This window comes from Hydrogenophaga palleronii (genome assembly GCF_031457455.1).
In the GTDB taxonomy this organism is placed as follows: Bacteria; Pseudomonadota; Gammaproteobacteria; order Burkholderiales; family Burkholderiaceae_C; genus Hydrogenophaga; species Hydrogenophaga palleronii_A.
The window spans coordinates 139,429-155,539 of record NZ_JAVDWU010000008.1; the positions used below are offsets into that span (position 1 = coordinate 139,429).

General features: G+C 61.1%; 13 protein-coding genes. 7 read left to right on the top strand and 6 right to left on the bottom strand.

What is annotated here, in order from left to right; translation table 11 throughout:
* Nucleotides 1-8: 8 nt before the first annotated feature.
* The 4 genes from mnmA to J2W49_RS18250 all read right to left on the bottom strand — a co-directional run bounded on the left by mnmA (nt 9) and on the right by J2W49_RS18250 (nt 7,874).
* Nucleotides 9-1,106 carry a tRNA 2-thiouridine(34) synthase MnmA gene (gene mnmA / locus J2W49_RS18235; RefSeq protein ID WP_310319551.1) on the bottom strand — a complete coding sequence of 366 codons (1,098 nt, stop codon included), beginning with the start codon at nt 1,104-1,106 and terminating at the stop codon, nt 9-11.
* A 198-nt stretch (nt 1,107-1,304) separates the two neighbouring features.
* Nucleotides 1,305-5,081 carry a hypothetical protein gene (locus J2W49_RS18240; protein WP_310319554.1) on the bottom strand — a complete coding sequence of 1,259 codons (3,777 nt, stop codon included), beginning with the start codon at nt 5,079-5,081 and terminating at the stop codon, nt 1,305-1,307.
* Between the two features lie 337 nt (nt 5,082-5,418).
* A complete protein-coding gene (locus tag J2W49_RS18245) occupies nt 5,419-6,669 on the bottom strand; it encodes a saccharopine dehydrogenase family protein (protein WP_310319557.1) in 1,251 nt (416 codons plus the stop codon).
* A gap of 86 nt (nt 6,670-6,755) precedes the next feature.
* Nucleotides 6,756-7,874 carry a carboxynorspermidine decarboxylase gene (locus tag J2W49_RS18250; protein WP_310319560.1) on the bottom strand — a complete coding sequence of 373 codons (1,119 nt, stop codon included), beginning with the start codon at nt 7,872-7,874 and terminating at the stop codon, nt 6,756-6,758.
* A gap of 217 nt (nt 7,875-8,091) precedes the next feature.
* On the opposite strand from J2W49_RS18250, the gene J2W49_RS18255 reads away from it, so the two are divergent.
* The 4 genes from J2W49_RS18255 to J2W49_RS18270 are packed head-to-tail and all read left to right on the top strand — an operon-like array spanning nt 8,092 to nt 12,024.
* Nucleotides 8,092-9,159: an extracellular solute-binding protein gene (locus J2W49_RS18255; RefSeq protein ID WP_310319563.1), complete on the top strand. Its 1,068-nt coding sequence runs from the start codon at nt 8,092-8,094 to the stop codon at nt 9,157-9,159.
* Nucleotides 9,160-9,168: 9 nt separating this feature from the next.
* Nucleotides 9,169-10,293, top strand: a complete 1,125-nt coding sequence (locus J2W49_RS18260) for an ABC transporter ATP-binding protein (RefSeq protein ID WP_310319566.1) — start codon at nt 9,169-9,171, stop codon at nt 10,291-10,293.
* A gap of 7 nt (nt 10,294-10,300) precedes the next feature.
* Nucleotides 10,301-11,167 (top strand): ABC transporter permease, encoded by an 867-nt coding sequence (locus J2W49_RS18265; RefSeq protein WP_310319569.1) that lies wholly within the window; start codon nt 10,301-10,303, stop codon nt 11,165-11,167.
* A complete protein-coding gene (locus J2W49_RS18270; protein WP_310319571.1) occupies nt 11,164-12,024 on the top strand; it encodes an ABC transporter permease in 861 nt (286 codons plus the stop codon). Before J2W49_RS18265 ends, J2W49_RS18270 begins: the two co-directional genes overlap by 4 nt.
* A 50-nt stretch (nt 12,025-12,074) precedes the next feature.
* On the opposite strand, the gene feaR is transcribed toward J2W49_RS18270, so the two are convergent.
* The gene (gene feaR, locus J2W49_RS18275) at nt 12,075-13,031 is read right to left on the bottom strand and encodes a transcriptional regulator FeaR (protein ID WP_310319574.1); all 957 of its coding nucleotides are present in this window, start codon (nt 13,029-13,031) and stop codon (nt 12,075-12,077) included.
* 166 nt (nt 13,032-13,197) lie between these two features.
* Here feaR and J2W49_RS18280 point away from each other — a divergent pair, with 166 nt between their 5' ends.
* From J2W49_RS18280 to arfB, 3 genes are read left to right on the top strand one after another with little or no spacing between them, the layout of a single operon-like run.
* Entirely contained in the window at nt 13,198-14,223 is a 1,026-nt protein-coding gene (locus tag J2W49_RS18280; protein ID WP_310319576.1) for a carbon-nitrogen hydrolase family protein, read from the top strand.
* Nucleotides 14,224-14,233: 10 nt separating this feature from the next.
* On the top strand, nt 14,234-14,902 hold the full coding sequence (locus J2W49_RS18285) for a pyridoxamine 5'-phosphate oxidase family protein (protein WP_310319579.1): 669 nt from the start codon (nt 14,234-14,236) through the stop codon (nt 14,900-14,902).
* Between the two features lie 47 nt (nt 14,903-14,949).
* Nucleotides 14,950-15,354, top strand: coding sequence for an alternative ribosome rescue aminoacyl-tRNA hydrolase ArfB (arfB, locus tag J2W49_RS18290; RefSeq protein WP_310319583.1), 405 nt, complete (start codon nt 14,950-14,952; stop codon nt 15,352-15,354).
* Here arfB and J2W49_RS18295 read toward each other — a convergent pair.
* Nucleotides 15,317-16,066 (bottom strand): glutathione S-transferase family protein, encoded by a 750-nt coding sequence (locus tag J2W49_RS18295; protein ID WP_310319586.1) that lies wholly within the window; start codon nt 16,064-16,066, stop codon nt 15,317-15,319. The genes arfB and J2W49_RS18295 overlap by 38 nt on opposite strands.
* Between the last annotated feature and the right edge of the window lie 45 nt (nt 16,067-16,111).

Genomic DNA, 16,111 nt, shown 5'->3' on the forward strand with positions numbered 1-16,111 from the left:
GGGGTGTCTCACTTGATAACTCCGCCACCCAGGCACACCTCGCCGTCATACAGCACAGCGCTCTGCCCAGGCGTCACGGCCCACTGTGGTTCGCTGAAGTTCAAGGCAAAGCCGGCATCCCCCACAGCCTCAAAGGCGCAGGGCGCATCGGCCTGTCGGTAACGCGTCTTGGCCGCCAGCGCACCGGCTGCGGGGGGCACACCAGCCACCCAGCTCACGTCCTGCGCCTTCAGCGAAGGCGACAGCAGCCACGGGTGATCGTGGCCCTGCACCACCCACAAGGTGTTCTTCTCCATGTCCTTGCGCGCGACAAACCAGGGCTCGTGCTCATTGCCGCCCTTTTGCGCGCCCTTGGCACGGATGCCCCCAATGCCCAGCCCCTGGCGCTGCCCCAGGGTGTAGAAGCTCAGTCCCACGTGCTGGCCGATGGTGCGCCCGTTGGGCTCCTTGATCGGGCCGGGTTCCTTGCTGATGTAGCGGTTCAGGAAGTCCCGGAAGGGCCGCTCGCCGATGAAGCAGATGCCGGTGCTGTCCTTCTTCTTCGCGTTGGGCAGGCCGATCTCGGCGGCGATGCGGCGCACCTCGGTCTTGGGCAGTTCGCCCACGGGAAACAGCGTCTTGCTCAGCTGTGCCTGGTTCAGCCGGTGCAGGAAATAGCTCTGGTCTTTCAGCGGGTCCAGGCCCTTGAGCAGTTCGAACTCGCCGTTGCGCTCGCGCACCCGGGCGTAGTGACCGGTGGCGATCTTCTCTGCCCCCAGACGCATGGCGTGGTCCAGGAACGCCTTGAACTTGATCTCGGCGTTGCACAGAATGTCCGGGTTGGGCGTGCGCCCGGCCTGGTACTCACGCAGAAACTCGGCAAACACCCGGTCCTTGTACTCGGCCGCGAAGTTCACGTGTTCGATCTCGATGCCGATCACATCGGCCACGCTGGCGGCGTCCACGAAGTCGATGTTCGACGAGCAGTATTCGCTGTTGTCGTCGTCCTCCCAGTTCTTCATGAAGATGCCGATGACCTCGTACCCCTGCTGCTTGAGCAGATAAGCACTCACCGCAGAGTCCACGCCCCCGCTCAACCCCACCACCACACGCTGTTTGTTCGCCATGGGGTGGGATTATCCCAGCCGGGCTGGCATCTGGCAGGGGGCGTACCAATTCACTCATTCACGAACAAGGTCGGTTGAAGGCTGGGAGCGGTCGTCGGCCTACCTTGCCAAGAGGTTTCGTCCACTCCACAGATGACCTTGGAATCCGTGCAATCCCGATCAAAATTCACGCGCGGCACTATCATTCCCAACGGGACATCACTCAAATCGATCACGTTCTTCGTTGATCTCTTCTCGTTGAATGTCCCGGTCAATCCGTTCGATTTCAAGTTCAATCCATTGGGCTACCTCGAAAGCGAATCCACAGGTGAGCCACCGTCGCAGAGTGTCTCGCTTGCGCTTTAGATATTGACTAGTAGGGCCGGTCCATGAACCTGAATGGAACGAGGCACTGATCCCTGAGCGAACGCCTTCGATGTGCCAATACCGCGTCAACAACTGCCGCGTCAGGCCACCACCGCGATCGTCGTCGAGCGTGGGTGGCGCGGCATGGGCGACAAGGGCAGCTCGTTCGCCTGGGTCGGACTCGATCCAGTTCAATATGCTGCTCTCGGGCAAATCCGCGATGGGGCCTCGCTGTGCTCCCTCGCCAAACGAGAGAAATCCGCCCTTCAACCAGCCGTATAAGTCACTTCTCCATTTAGGCAAGGTTGCTTCAAATTGCCTCGCGATGACCTGCCAAGCACTTTCGGGATCGGTGCTGATCAAGCTCCTGCTCACCTCCTCGATGTTGTGGTCATAGCTCAGTTCGTATACCTCGCCCATGGCCGTCAGGATCGCGTCGAGCAGGGGGGCGGCAAGTGCCATATCTGACTTAATCAGTCTTGAGCAAACTCGCTTCCAATGGAACGCGGAGGATTGCCACGAGTGCTGGGACCTAGGAATCGTCTTTTTCACGACGGCGAACACAAAGTCGGAACCGCAAGGGAGCGGCTGATCAGGTTCACGAGAATCAAGCAGGCCGATTAGCAACCACATAGCCTCTAGGGTTGCTCGCGCATAAATCAAACAAATCAGTCGTTCCACCTGTGCTGTCGGGACTGAATCCAACGCCCTGCCGTACTGCAAAGTGCCAAACAATGCTGGTTCAACCCAACCCGCCTCAAGTGCGTCGAGACAGCCGTTGAAGGCTCCCTCGCAATAAGGCAGTCGGAGGGCCATGTCCACCCCTAGACCTGCCGTCTCGACACTTGCCAACATATCCATCAACCATGATTCGAATCGCTTCAAGGATCTAGCTCTTACACCTGCCAAATAGCCATGTAGACAAGCGCCGTGTGTAGACTTCAGAGTGATGCTCGTAAGCAAAGGGAGCAGGGCTTCAGCTACATCGCTTGCCGCCAATTGCTCGCCAAAATACCAAATCGCTGGCGCGTAGCCATGCGGAGCCAGAAGGTGCGAAATCTCGTTGAGGCGATCAGGATTCGAGGCTATTCGCCGCGCAAGTGCTGCGACCAATGCCTTCGCATGCGAAGGTGGCTTGTTGTGCCGATCACGATACTCTTCTTCCCATTCAAGCGAGTCAACATCGAGGACGTATCTCTGGAATCGACTGGCTAGGTCGCGGCGCGCATACCGACGGGCAAGACGGTTGAGGCGAACCGCCAACTCACGGTGCTGCTCATCCTCACGGGACTCAAGTGAGTTCCAAAAGAACCGGTTCAGCTTGCTGGGAGAGATGGCGCTGTCTGAGGCCAGCTTCTCTAGGACCTGGAATGCAAGCTCAGTGCACGGCGGTGTGCGGATTTGATTTTCGACAGCGTCGAGCAGTGCTGAGCAGACGTGCGGTCGCAGTGGCAAAGGCCACGAGGTGGTCTCATCTATCAGGGTTCGGAAGTACAAGAAATGTGCCTGCCACCAGTCGCCGTAAGTCGCGGGGATCCACAGATGCGCTCGCTCCTTTAGCCCTTGGTACTCCGGCCCCACAATTCGAAATCCAACGCCATGACTGTCTAATGCCGAGGTCAGCGCCTTCAGTCCAAGCAAACGTTCTGCATCAGTCGTGCCTCTGAGCAGTTTAAGTAACGCGGGCAGCCTTTGCTCGGGACTCGCTTCAGTAGCGGCAGCTTCTGGGCCAATGCGAAACAAACTCAACAGTGTGCCCGTCGAGTTGTTAGAAAATTCGCCATTCTCATTGACAGCCAGCCGAGCTAGGACATTCAAGGCTCGCACGATCAGCTGGGGCCAGACAGCAATTTTTTCGAGTGCCCAGACGATGTTCTGACGATCACTTTGAAACTCTAGGAGTTCGGCGTCCGACCATTTGCCAATCGTGTTCTCAAGAAGGCGCAAGACTGCAGCTGGGTTTGCCTCAGCGAGGGTCGAGAGAAATCGCGAACCGGTGGCCGAGGTCAGCATGTCGCGTCTTGAAAAGACGCCATCAGGCTTGAGAATCTCTTCGACTACAAATGCCGCCTCCTTGTCGCCAGCAAACCTGAACTTGTTCAGAAACCAAGCGTGAAGAGATTCAGGCATGGTTTCGAAGGTCGAAACGAAGTCGAAACCACGTCCATAGCGAGTCCAGAACTGCTTCCAAAGATAGATGTGAAGCGCCTTGGGTACGAAGAACAGCGTTCGACTCCCCTGCAGGACGCGCCGAGCCCTGAGACTCTGAACAATCTCCTGGAAGCGGGCCCAGCCGATCGTCGGATCAACCTTTTCAATCAATCGCGAGATGTAGGCAGCCTCGTCGGACACAGGGTCTTCAAATCCGAACCGGCTGAACAAGGCTAGGTGGTGCGCAACACAGTCGACCTGTCTGGACGCTGCGTCCTCCTGTACGCCGTATCCATGCAAGAACCGGGTCCATAGAGGGACCGTAGCAGGCGGTCGCAGCAAATCAGCCGGGTTTGCATAAAGATTTTCGGCAACTGCATGTGCTACACGTGGCGACCCTTCACAGATAGGGACCCATCGATCAAGCTCCCTTGATTCTCCGACCCGACTCGCGAGGATGCACTTGATCGTCTCGTTGGGAAGGTGGGGGGCCTTGAGACGGAGGATGTCGCCGTCGTGACCTTCATCGTGACCATGATCGAGCGTCACCAGCTTCATTGCACCGCAGCGCGTCTTCAAGTGTCGCCATAGGTCGGACATCTCGGGTTCAGAGAGATCGTCAAGTACTAGCACGAGTGGCTTTGTCCAACCTGTCCGCAGCAGTTGCCTGAACAGTGCCGTCTGGCCGAACTTGGAACCGTGACACAGGTAGAGCACTGAGGGAGCGATATGCGGCGCTCGCAGTGCCTCAAGGGCCATACGTGTCTTCCCCAAACCTGGTTCTCCAAGCACACGAATGTGCTTGGCGTCGCCTTCGATGCCTGCTTGAATCTGCGAGATGAGATCGGCTTGTTCCGGCGATGGCCGAAAGGAATTGGCCATGTGCGCATCTCGATCCCATTCTTCAAATACCCAAGCCTCGTGGATGGCTTCAAACGTAAGCAGCGCTGCGATACCCGGATAACGCTCCGCAAACATTGAGAGCTGGCTTGCACCTAGAACATCGACCAGACTGCTGTAGTCCGGTACGCCTACGGATGCAAGTACGTCGACAATTCGCTCGCAGGCGTCATTCCGTTGCTGAGGAGTCAAGTCATGTCCCGTGCATACGACGACGTAGCGACCTCTTCTTTGAGTTAGCCGCGCTACCTCCGGGAACATTTTCCCTGTGCTGTTGATCAATTCGTCGCGAATCGAGCTATCGGTCCAGGGCTTGAAGGAGGCCCCAGATTTCAACTGAAATCCAGTCAAACCAGGAGCAAAGAAGCAGTCTGTGGGAATGAGTGCATCCGGCGCTACGTCGACTTCGGCGTCAATGCCTCCGTCCGCTACGGACAACCTGTTAGAAATCGTCACTACTGCCGGACTGACTTTGGCGTAGGCTGACTCGGCCATCAAGATTCGCGTCATCAGCTCCACAGCTCGTTCGGGCGTGAGTGCGACTACTGAGGAAACGGGGATGCTGATCAGTGGGCTCATGTTGATGTGCTCGGTTGGGTACTCTTGGCATTCTCGAGCAGTCCTGATCGCATTCGCTTTCCCCAGCCCGCTAAATCATCAGCAGCCTATTGCATTGCCTCCAGATGTGAACGGATGAGCAGTTCCAAGCAATATTCTGTGACCACGTTGTATCAATAGTTCGGCAGAGCCTCTGCGCTCAAGTGTCAGACTCCAAGCTACTTCTATCGCGGACATGGGAACAGCGAGAGTCCGCAATCGCTGCAGAACGGTCCGTCATAACGAACGATTGTCTTGTGCTGAAGACCCAGCGTGGGCGTTTACCAGCTGATGACTTCAAAAGTTGCGCAGGCGGAAATTACACCCCTGTCACCTCGTCCCACGGCCGGTCACCCTGGGCATCCCGCACCCGCGTCGGCAAGCCCATGCGGTCCATCAATCGCAAAAAGGGCACCGGGTCCAGGTCTTCCACATTGACCATGGTGCGCGTATCCCAGGTCCCGTCCGCAATCAACAGGGCCGCGGCCACGGGCGGCACGCCTGCGGTGTAAGAGATGCCCTGGCTGCCGACTTCGGCAAAGGCTGAAGCGTGGTCAGCCACGTTGTAGATGAAGACCTCGGCATCCTTGCCGTCCTTGGTGCCTTTGACCCAGTCGCCGATGCAGGTCTTGCCGGTGTAGCTCGGTGCCAGGCTGGCCGGGTCGGGCAGCACGGCTTTGACGACTTTCAGCGGCACCACTTCCAGTCCCTCCGCTGTCTTGATCGGCTGCTCTGACAGCAGGCCCAGGTTGTTGAGCACGGTGAAGACGTTGATGTAGTGCTCGCCAAAGCCCATCCAGAAGCGCAGGTCGGCCTGCGGGTAGCGGCTGGCCAGGGAGTGCAGTTCGTCGTGACCGGTCAGGTAGGCCCTTTGCGGGCCCACCACCGGCAGGTCCCAGGTCTGGCTGACTTCGAACATTTTGTTGGGCGTCCATTGCCCGTTCTGCCACGACAGCACGGTGCCGGTGAACTCGCGGAAGTTGACCTCGGGGTCGAAGTTGGTGGCGAACCAGCGGTCGTGGCGGCCGGCGTTGATGTCGATGATGTCGATGCTGCGGATGGTGTCCAGGAAGCGGTCTTCGGCCAGGCGCGCGTAGGCGTTGACCACGCCGGGGTCAAAGCCCACACCCAGCACAGCGGTCACGCCGGCTGCCTTGCATTGTTCGCGCCGCTTCCATTCGTGGTTGGCGTACCAGGGTGGCTGCTCGCAGATCTTGAGCGGGTCTTCGTGGATGGCCGTGTCCATGTAGGCCGCGCCGGTGGCAATGCAGGCCTCCAGCACCGACATGTTGACGAAGGCACTGCCCAGGTTGATGACGATCTTTGCGCCGGTGCGGCGGATCAGCTCGGCCACCGCTGGTGTGTCCATCGCGTCGATGGTGTGGGCCTGCAGCACGCCGGGCTGTTTCAGGCTGCCCTTGGCGTGCACGCTGGCGATGATGGCCTCGCATTTTGCGATCGTGCGCGAGGCGATGTGGATGTCGCCCAGCGCGTCGTTGTTCTGTGCGCACTTGTGCGCCGCCACTTGAGCCACGCCACCGGCGCCGATGATGAGCACATTGCGCTTCATGTCGTCGAATTCCTTTTCGTCGGAGGTGGGTTGAAGAAAAACGGACCCACCCGCACCCATGGCGGGTCGGGTCGTTTGGGGAGGCCTCAGGACAAGGCGGAAGCGAAGTCTTGATAGCCGAAGTCGCGCACCAGGCGCACCTGGCCATCGAGTTCGCGCACCGCAATGGCGGGCATCTTCACGCCGTTGAACCAGTTCTTCTTGACCATGGTGTACGCGGCGGCGTCTTCGATGGACAGACGGTCGCCCACCTCCAGCGGTTGATCGAAACGGAATTCGCCCACGATGTCACCCGCCAGGCAGGACTTGCCACAGACCATCCATTCGTGCGGCCCCTGGTTGGGCTCGATGCGACCGCTGTAGCGGTAGACCAGCAGGTCCAGCATGTGGGCTTCGATGGAGCTGTCCACAATGGCCAGGTCCTTCCCGTTGTGCAGGGTGTCGAGCACCGTCACTTCCAGTGTGGTGGAGTTCGCCACCGCAGCCTCGCCCGGCTCCAGGTACACCTGCACGCCGTATTCGCCGGCAAAGCGTTTGAGGCGTTCGGCGAACGCGGCCAGCGGGTAGTCCGGGTGGGTGAAGGCAATGCCGCCGCCCAGGCTGATCCAGTCCATGCGGCGGATCAGGTGGCCGAAGCGCTGCTCGATGTGGTCCAGCATCTCGCCGAAGCGCTCGAGTCTGCCGTTCTCGCAGTTGTTGTGGAACATGAAGCCGCTGATGTCACCGATCTCACCCAGCGCGCGCTCAATGGCCACCGGGTCGTGTTCACCCAGACGAGAAAAAGGCCGCGCCGGGTCGGCCAGGTCGAAGCTGGACGAGCTCACGCCCGGGTTCACGCGCAGGCCGCGCACCTTGGCGCGCGAGGCGGCGTCGAAGCGTTGCAACTGCCCCAGGGTGTTGAAGATGATCTTGTCGCAGTGGCCCACCACTTCATCGATCTCGTGATCGGCCCAGGCTACCGAATAGGCGTGCGTTTCGCCGGGAAATTTCTCGCGGCCCAGGCGCACCTCGTACAGGGAAGAACTGGTGGTGCCGTCCATGTACTCGGCCATGAAGTCGAACACCGACCAGATGGCGAAACACTTGAGCGCCAGCAGGGACTTGGCGCCGGAGGTCTCGCGCAGCCAGGCCATCTTCTCCAGATTGGGCAGCAGGCGGGACTTGTCGATCAGGTAGTGGGGAGTGGGCAGACGGGACTCGGACATGGCCTGATTATCCCAGTGGCCTGTGCCGGCCCCCGGATCGCGGGCACGCCAGCTTGGAGCGTCATCAAAACGTCATTCACTTGACTTATTCTGGGCTTTCCGGGATTCTGCGCTCCTGAAGCGCCGACCCCGCCCAGATGCAAGGCCCGCCGGGCCTTCTCTGCTTCCATCCTCTGGTTCCATGTCCTGTCACACACTGCTGAAAGTGAGTTTCCCCATGAAGCGTTCCCTGACCCGAATTGTCCTTGCCACCCTGGTGGTTGCCGCAGGTGCCGCCCACGCGCAAGACAACAAGACGCTGCGCCTGCTGACCTGGGGCGGCTACGCACCCAAGGACGTGATCGAGCAGTTCACCAAGGAAACCGGCTTCAAGGTCGAGGTCACCACCTCCAACAACGAAGAAATGATCTCCAAGCTGCGCGCCACCGCCGGTGCCGGCTTTGACCTGGCCCAGCCCAGCCAGGACCGCATCGCTGGCCCACAGACCGAATTCAAGATCTACAAACCCATGGACATGAGCAAGATCAAGGCCGATCTGTTCATCCCTTCCATGCTCGAAGCCACCAAGAAGAACACCACCGTGGGCGGTGCTGTGTATGGCGTGCCGCACATCTGGGGCACCGACGGGCTGGTGGTCAACACCAAGACGTCCAAAGCCACCGACTACGCCGATCTGTGCGTCGCCGAAAACGCCGGCAAGGTCAGCATGCGCCTGAAGCGCCCCACGCTGATCGCCATGGCCTTTGCTTCGGGCAAAGACCCGTTTGCGCTGTACAACGATCCCAAGGCCTATGGCGCCCTGATGGACGAAATGGGCAAGAAGCTGGCCGACTGCAAGAAAAACGTGAAGTTCTACTGGGACGGCAAGGACCAGTTGCTCGCCGGCATCCGTTCCGGTGAACTGACCACCGCCATGATGTGGGACACCGGCGGCTGGGAGCTCAACAAGGCCAACCCCGACGTGAAGTTCATCGCGCCGAAGTCCGGTGCACTGGGCTGGGTCGACACCTTCGCCATTCCCGCCAAGGGCCGCAACGACGCCGCCGCCTATGCCTGGATCAACTTCAACATGCGCCCGGAAATTGCCGCCAAGGTGGCGAGCGCTGCCGGCAACTTCACCGCATCCAAAGGGGCAGACCAGATGATGGACGAAGGCCTGAAGAAGCAGTTCGCCGACAGCTTCCCTGAAGCCGCCTTGAACAACATCAAGTGGTACCCGGCCGTGCCCGCCGGCATTGAAGACATTGAAGGTCGCGTGCTCGACCGCGTGAAGGCCGCCAAGTAAGCGGCTGCGGTGCCGAACCCACTACCCGCCGCACCTGCTGGAGCCGGCGAACACGATCTGGAGGTGCTGTCCCTGCACAAGGGCTTTGCGGCGTTTGTGGCGGTGCAGGACCTCAGTTTCAGCGTTCGCCGAGGTTCGTTCTTTTCCATCCTCGGCCCCTCGGGCTGCGGCAAGACCACGCTGCTGCGCATGATCGCGGGCTTCATTGCCCCCGACGGCGGCGACCTGCGCATCAAAGGCCAATCCATGCTGGGCGTGGCGCCCAACCGGCGCCCGGTCAACATGGTGTTCCAGCACCTGGCATTGTTTCCCATGATGAGCGTGGGCGAGAACATCGCCTACGGCCTGGAGCGGCGCGGCATCAAGAGCGCCGCCGCCAAGGCGAAGGTGACCGACATGCTGCAGCGTGTGGGCCTGCCCGGCAGCGAAGGCAAACGCATCGACCAGCTCTCCGGCGGGCAGAAGCAGCGCGTGGCGATTGCGCGTTCGCTGGTGCTGGAGCCTGCCTTGCTGTTGCTCGATGAACCGCTGGGTGCGCTTGATCTCAAGTTGCGCGAGCACATGAAGGTGGAGCTCAAGCAGTTGCAGGCCGAGGTCGGCACCACCTTCGTCTACATCACGCACGACCAGTCCGAAGCACTCGTCATGTCCGACCAGGTGGCCGTGATGAACCACGGCCGCTTTGAGCAGGTGGGCAGCCCGCAGCAGCTCTATTACCAGCCAGCCACCGCCTTTGTGGCGGGCTTTGTGGGCAACAACAACCGGTTCGAAGGCCGCGTGGAAACGCGCAACGGCGAGCAGGTGCTGATGCGCACGGCGCAGGGTCTGGGGCTGTGGTCACAGCGCGTGGGGGCACTGGACGTGGGCCAGACGGCCGTGCTGTTTGTGCGGCCTGAAGCGATTGAAATTGGTCGTCAGGCCAGCGAACTCCCGCCAGGCGACCCGGCGTTCAGCGCCACGGTGCACAGCGTATTGTTCGACGGCGGCAACTCCACCGTGCAAGTGAACGAAGCAACGTCTGGTGCGCCCTTGCACATTGCCTTGCCGCTCACGGGCCGGCTGGCCGATCTGCAGACTGGCGAAACAGTGCACTTTGCCTACCAGCCGTCGCAGGCCTGGTGTTTTCAGGCCTGATCCGATCGTGAGCGAGTCGACCCACCGCCGTTTCTTCCTGTGGGTGCTGCTCGCGCCTGCGTTGCTGTGGTTGCTGGGGTTGGTCATCCTGCCGCACGTGGAGCTGCTGCTGCTCTCTCTGCAGGCGCGCACCGGGCCGGGCGAATACGGTTTCAGCCTGGAACAGTACCGCACCTTTGTGGACGAACCGCTGTACTGGAACACCTTCGTGCGCACCGCCACGCTGTCGGTGCTGGCCACGGTGCTCACGCTGCTGCTGGCCTTTCCGGCCGCCTGGTACATCGCCAAGGTGGCGCAAGGCCGGGCCAAGACCGTGCTGTTGGTGTTGTGCCTGTTGCCGTTCTGGGTCAGCGAAATGGTGCGAACCCTGGGCTGGCTGATCCTGCTGCGGGAGACCGGTGTGGTCTCCAGCGTGCTGCAGGCTGTGGGCCTGGCCGACCAGCCGGTGGAATTGCTCTACCGCGACGCGACCATCCTTGTGGGCCTGGTGTACGCCTCGCTGCTGTTCATGGTGATCCCGCTGGTCAACAGCCTGGAAAGCCTGGACGACAGCCTGATCGAAGCCGCTTACGACCTGGGCGGCAGCACCGCCAACATCGTGCGTCGCATCGTCATCCCGCACGCCGCGCCCGGCATCGCCGCCGGCTGCATTGTCGTCTTCATGCTCTGCCTGGGCAACTACCTCACGCCCACGCTGCTGGGCGGCAAGAACTCGCTGTGGTTCACCGAGCAGATCTACACCCAGTTCATCACCCGCTTCAACTGGAACCAGGGCGCGGCGTTTGGTTTTCTCTTGTTGTTCTTGTCCAGTCTTCTTGTCTGGACGGGTCTGAAATTGACCGGCCAGCGCTTTGGCGCGGTCATGAAGACATGATCCCCAGCCTGCCTCGTCCCGCCTCACAGCGCTTCGGCCTGGGTGCCTTCGTGGCCGGGTTTTTTGTGTTCCTGTTCGTGCCGCTGCTGGTCGTAGCGGTGTTCGCGTTCAACGACGCGGCCTACCCCACGCCGCCGTGGATGGGCTTCACGCTGGACTGGTTCGCGGCCGACAGCGACACGCGCACCGGCCTGCTGGCTGACGGCGAACTCATGCGCAGCCTGGGCACCAGCGCCTGGGTGGCCCTGTGGGTCACGGTGCTCTCGGTGGGTGTGGGCACCTGCAATGCCTTCCTGCTGGAGCGGTTTGAGTTTCCCGGCAAGAACGCGATTGCATTGCTGACCATGCTGCCGCTGGTGATCCCGGGCGTGATCCTGGGCATCTCCATCCTGGCCTTTGCCAGTCGCATCGCCAACTTCGCCGACGAAACCTGGGGCCTGGAGCTCGACTTCCTTCGGCCCGGTTTGCCGCTGGTGATCCTGGGGCAGTTCTGCTACATCGTCACCATCGCCACGCTCACCATATCGGCCAGTCTGCGCCGCTTCGATCGCACGCTGGAAGAAGCCGCCTACAACCTCGGCGCCAGCCGGCTCGCCGTGCTGTGGACCATCACGCTGCCGTACCTGCGCCCGAGCATGATCGGCGCCGCCGCCATGGCCTTTCTGATGTCGTTCGAGAACTTCAACACCACGCTGATGCTGGTGGGCTCCGACCCGCCGCTGACCGTGCTCATGTACGGCCGCATGCGCGAAGGCGCCACGCCGGTGCTCAACGCCATCAGCCTGTTCCTCATGATCGCATCGGCCCTGCTGGCGCTGATGCTGCTCTGGAGAAAACCGGCTGGCACGAGTGACTGATGCTGTCTGGTTCCTTGGCCTGTCAAGGGCGCTTGTTCTGCCACGCCCCATCAGTTTGGCAATGAGCGGTGCCTCCACTCACGGGGTGAAACGCCGAAGCGCTCACGAAACGAACGGCTGAAGTGCGCAGCGTCGTTGAAGCCCCAACTGAAGGCGATTTCGCTGATCGAGTGTCCGGCCCGGTGAGGATCCACCAGGTCGCGGCTGCACATGTCGAGTCGGCGCGACCAGATGTATTGCGCGGGCGTGGTGGCCTCTTGCCGGAACAGCCGGTGAATGTGCCCAACGGAAATACCAAGGTCCTGAGCCACATCGCCCACCAACAGCGCCGGGTTGCGCAACCTGGCATCGATCTCGCGTTTGATGCGCGTGAGGTGGTAGCTGGTCAGCGATGAAACGCCCCTGGATTTGCTTGCAGGCAGTGTCTGCAACCCTGCCACCAGGATGTTGAGCACACCGCCAGCCACAGCCACGGCAGACGCCGGCTCCAGGGCGTCAACGTCTTCCCACAGTGTCTTGATCATGCCGATCATGAGGTGGCCCGCACCAGCGCGCCCGGAGACCGTCGTCGCTGTGAGTTTCTCTGTATCGCGCACCGCACTGCGCAACGGCTCCCCTGGCAGCTTCAGTACGATCTGCTGGAAGTCGCCTTCAAAGTGCAGTTCGTAGGCACGGGTGCTGTCGTACAGCGCAAAGTCGCCCGGGTTCAGCAGTGCGTCCCGGCCGTCCTGCCGCAATACCCCTTGGCCACGCGTCTGGATGCTGACGAGAAAATAGTCGTCATTGGCCCTGGCAATCTGGTGTCGTGTGCGCAACACCCTCTGCGCTCCCGAATTGACCACGGAGAGGTCCAACCCGGGCATGCTGCGGCTGTCGATGGACCCGGTGAAGCGATCGCAAGAGATGGCGTCGCACTCCAGTTGCACGTAGGTGTTGCAGATCATGTCGGTCCAGTACGCCAGGCGTTCGCGTGGCGGCACGGTATCGGTGTTCAGCAGAAGGGTCATGCGCGGCGTCCTTTTTCGCAGATTCTGCGCGCGAACCCAGATGGCAACAAGCCTTCAAGGCCATGAGAAGCTGAAGCAACAAGCGCGTCAATCCAAGGCAAGACGGCGTCCCAGGCCAGTTGGAACATCGGCTTTCCTCTTTTGCATTGACCAGGAGATCCCCGAAATGCCAGCCCTCATCCATCCCAAGTTGCGCGTCGCCGCGGTTCAAGCCGCCCCCGTCTTTCTTGACATCGACGCCACGATAGACAAGTCGATCCGCTTGGCCAAAGAAGCCGCCGAACAAGGCGTGAAGCTGATCGCTTTCCCCGAGACCTGGATTCCCGGCTACCCGTGGTGGATCTGGCTGAATTCGCCCGCACTGGGCATGCAATATGTTCAGCGCTACAGCGACAACTCGCTCGTGCTCGGCTCAGCCGACTTCAAACGCCTTACGACAGCGGCACGTGATCTGCGCATCTGGATGTCGATGGGCTACAGCGAAAAATCCGGAGGCAGCCTTTACATGGGGCAGGCGCTCATCGACGACCAAGGCAACGTGGTCAAGACCCGCCGCAAGCTCAAGCCCACGCATGTGGAGCGCACCGTTTTCGGTGAGGGCGATGGCACCGATCTGGCCGTGATGGAAACACCCATCGGCAACGTTGGCATGCTGTGTTGCTGGGAGCATCTGCAGCCGTTGAGCAAGTACGCGATGTACGCGCAGAACGAGCAAATCCACATTGCGGCCTGGCCGAGTTTCTCGCTCTATCGCGGGGCGGCCCATGCGCTGAGCGCTGAAGTGAACAACGCGGCCAGCCAGATCTACGCCACGGAAGGAAGCTGCTTCGTGCTGGCGCCCACCGCCACGGTGTCCCGGGAAATGCACGAGATGCTGTGTACCGATGACCTGCAGCGCCAGTTGCTGTTGGAAGGCGGAGGTTTTGCCCGCATTTACGGCCCCGATGGCGCTTCGCTGGGCACGCCCCTGCCCGAGAAGGAAGAGGGGCTGGTGGTGGCCGACATCGACCTGGGAATGATCTCATTGTCCAAGTCGGTGGCCGATCCGGCGGGACACTATTCACGCCCGGACGTCACGCGTTTGCTGCTGAACAAGACCCCGGGGGATCGCGTGGTGGCGAATGTGATGCCGGGCATGGCGGTCGCTGACGACGGCATGGGCGAGCCCGCCGTGCCATCCCTGGTTTCCTGAGGCCTCAGAAATGACGAGCTTTGCTTACACAGAGAAGGCCCTTGAGCTTCAGCAGCGCTTTGATACAACGGCGCTCGCCGCAGCTGAACTTCAGGTGATCGTGCACAGCAGCCTTTCACCTGCTGATCGTGCCTTCATTGGCGCGGCAGAGATGTTCTGGCTGGCATCGGTGGACCCAGAAGGATCGCCCACTGTCAGCTTCAAAGGCGGCGCAAAGGGGTTCGTGAGAATGCCCGACGACACCACGCTCCTGTTTCCCTGCTTCGACGGCAATGGCATGTTCTTCTCCATGGGGAACATCGCGTCGACTTCGCACGTGGGCTTGTTGTTCATGGACTTTGTCACACCGAGCCGTTTGCGCGTGCAAGGGGATGCTCACCTGACGGACGATCCGGCCATTGTGGGTCTGTGGCCCGGGGCACAGTTGGCTGTCAAGGTGGATATCACCGCCCTCATCACCAACTGCCCGCGCTACATCCCCAGGATGCAACGTCTTGAAGGCTCCCGGTATGTGCCCGACACGGCGACTGGCGAGCAGCCCATTCCTGGGTGGAAGCGGATCGATGCCATCCAGGAAGTGCTGCCCAAGCGTGACCAGGACAAGGCCGACCTGGTGGGCGGCCTGATCACCATGGAGGAGTGGGGCGAAATGGTCGCAAAGGGCGATCCGCTGGCTTGAGAGGCTGAGAGGCTGAGAGGCTCTGACCCGCGTGGCACACTGAGCGCATGTCTGCGCGAGTCGATCCGAACGAGGTGGCCTTCACCGCCATTCGCGCCCAGGGAGCGGGCGGTCAAAACGTGAACAAGGTGTCCAATGCGGTGCACCTGCGCTTCGCCGTGCACGCTTCCAGCTTGCCCGAGGTGATCAAGGAGCGCCTGCTGGCCTTGAGCGACCATCGCATCACCACCGAAGGCGTGGTCGTGATCAAGGCCCAGACCAGCCGCAGCCTGGAACAGAACAAGGCCGAGGCACTGGAGCGGTTGCAGGCGCTGGTGGACAGCGTGGCCACCTTGCCCAAGGCACGCAAACCCACCAAGCCCACCTTCGGTTCGAAGCAGCGCCGGCTGGAGGGCAAAACCACCCGCTCGCAGGTCAAACAGCAGCGTGGCCGGGTCTCGGGACTGGAGTAGGCGAGTCCATCTCGGGTGGTGTGGCCAGACCGGGGTGGCTTGGCAGGGGGGTGGCGATCCTCGCCAGCTCCGACCCGCGCGCGAGCAGGAAGTCTCGCAACAGCACAGGATACCGAGGCTGCACGGCGTCGCGCACCGATGGGCGAAGCGCCAGGGCGGCGCGCCAGGCGCTGACATTGGGCAGGCCCTCAAAGAAGCGGAAATCCACCATGTCATCGAACACGTCGAAGTACCGGAAGACCGGACCGAATGTGGCGTCCACCAAGCCAAAGGCAGGGCCACCGAAGAACGGACCCTCACCCAGGGTCGCTTCCAACTGCTCCAGGCGAGAGCGAATCTGTGCTGCCTGCATCGCCAGTTTTTCTGAGTCCTTGGCGTTGTAGAAGCCGCCAATGGTGTCGAGCAGCGACGACCCGAAAGCCATCCACGCGCGGTGCCTGGCGCGTTCCAGTGGTGCCATGGGGTGGAGCCTGGGCAGCACCGTGTCTTCCAGGTATTCACAGATCACGGCGGACTCGAATATCGGTTCGTCGTCCACCAGGAGCACCGGTGTCTTGCCCAAGGGAGAGTGGTCGAGAAACCATTGCGGTTTGTTGGCCAGATCCACGTCTTTTCGCTCATGGGGTACCCCCTTTTCACTCAAGACGATGGCCGCACGCTGCACATAGGGGCACAGGACGTGGCTGATCAGAAGCAGTTTGGGGGCTGTCATGGCATCTCCGTATTTGGTGGGAAGAGTCATGAATGTAGGATTGCG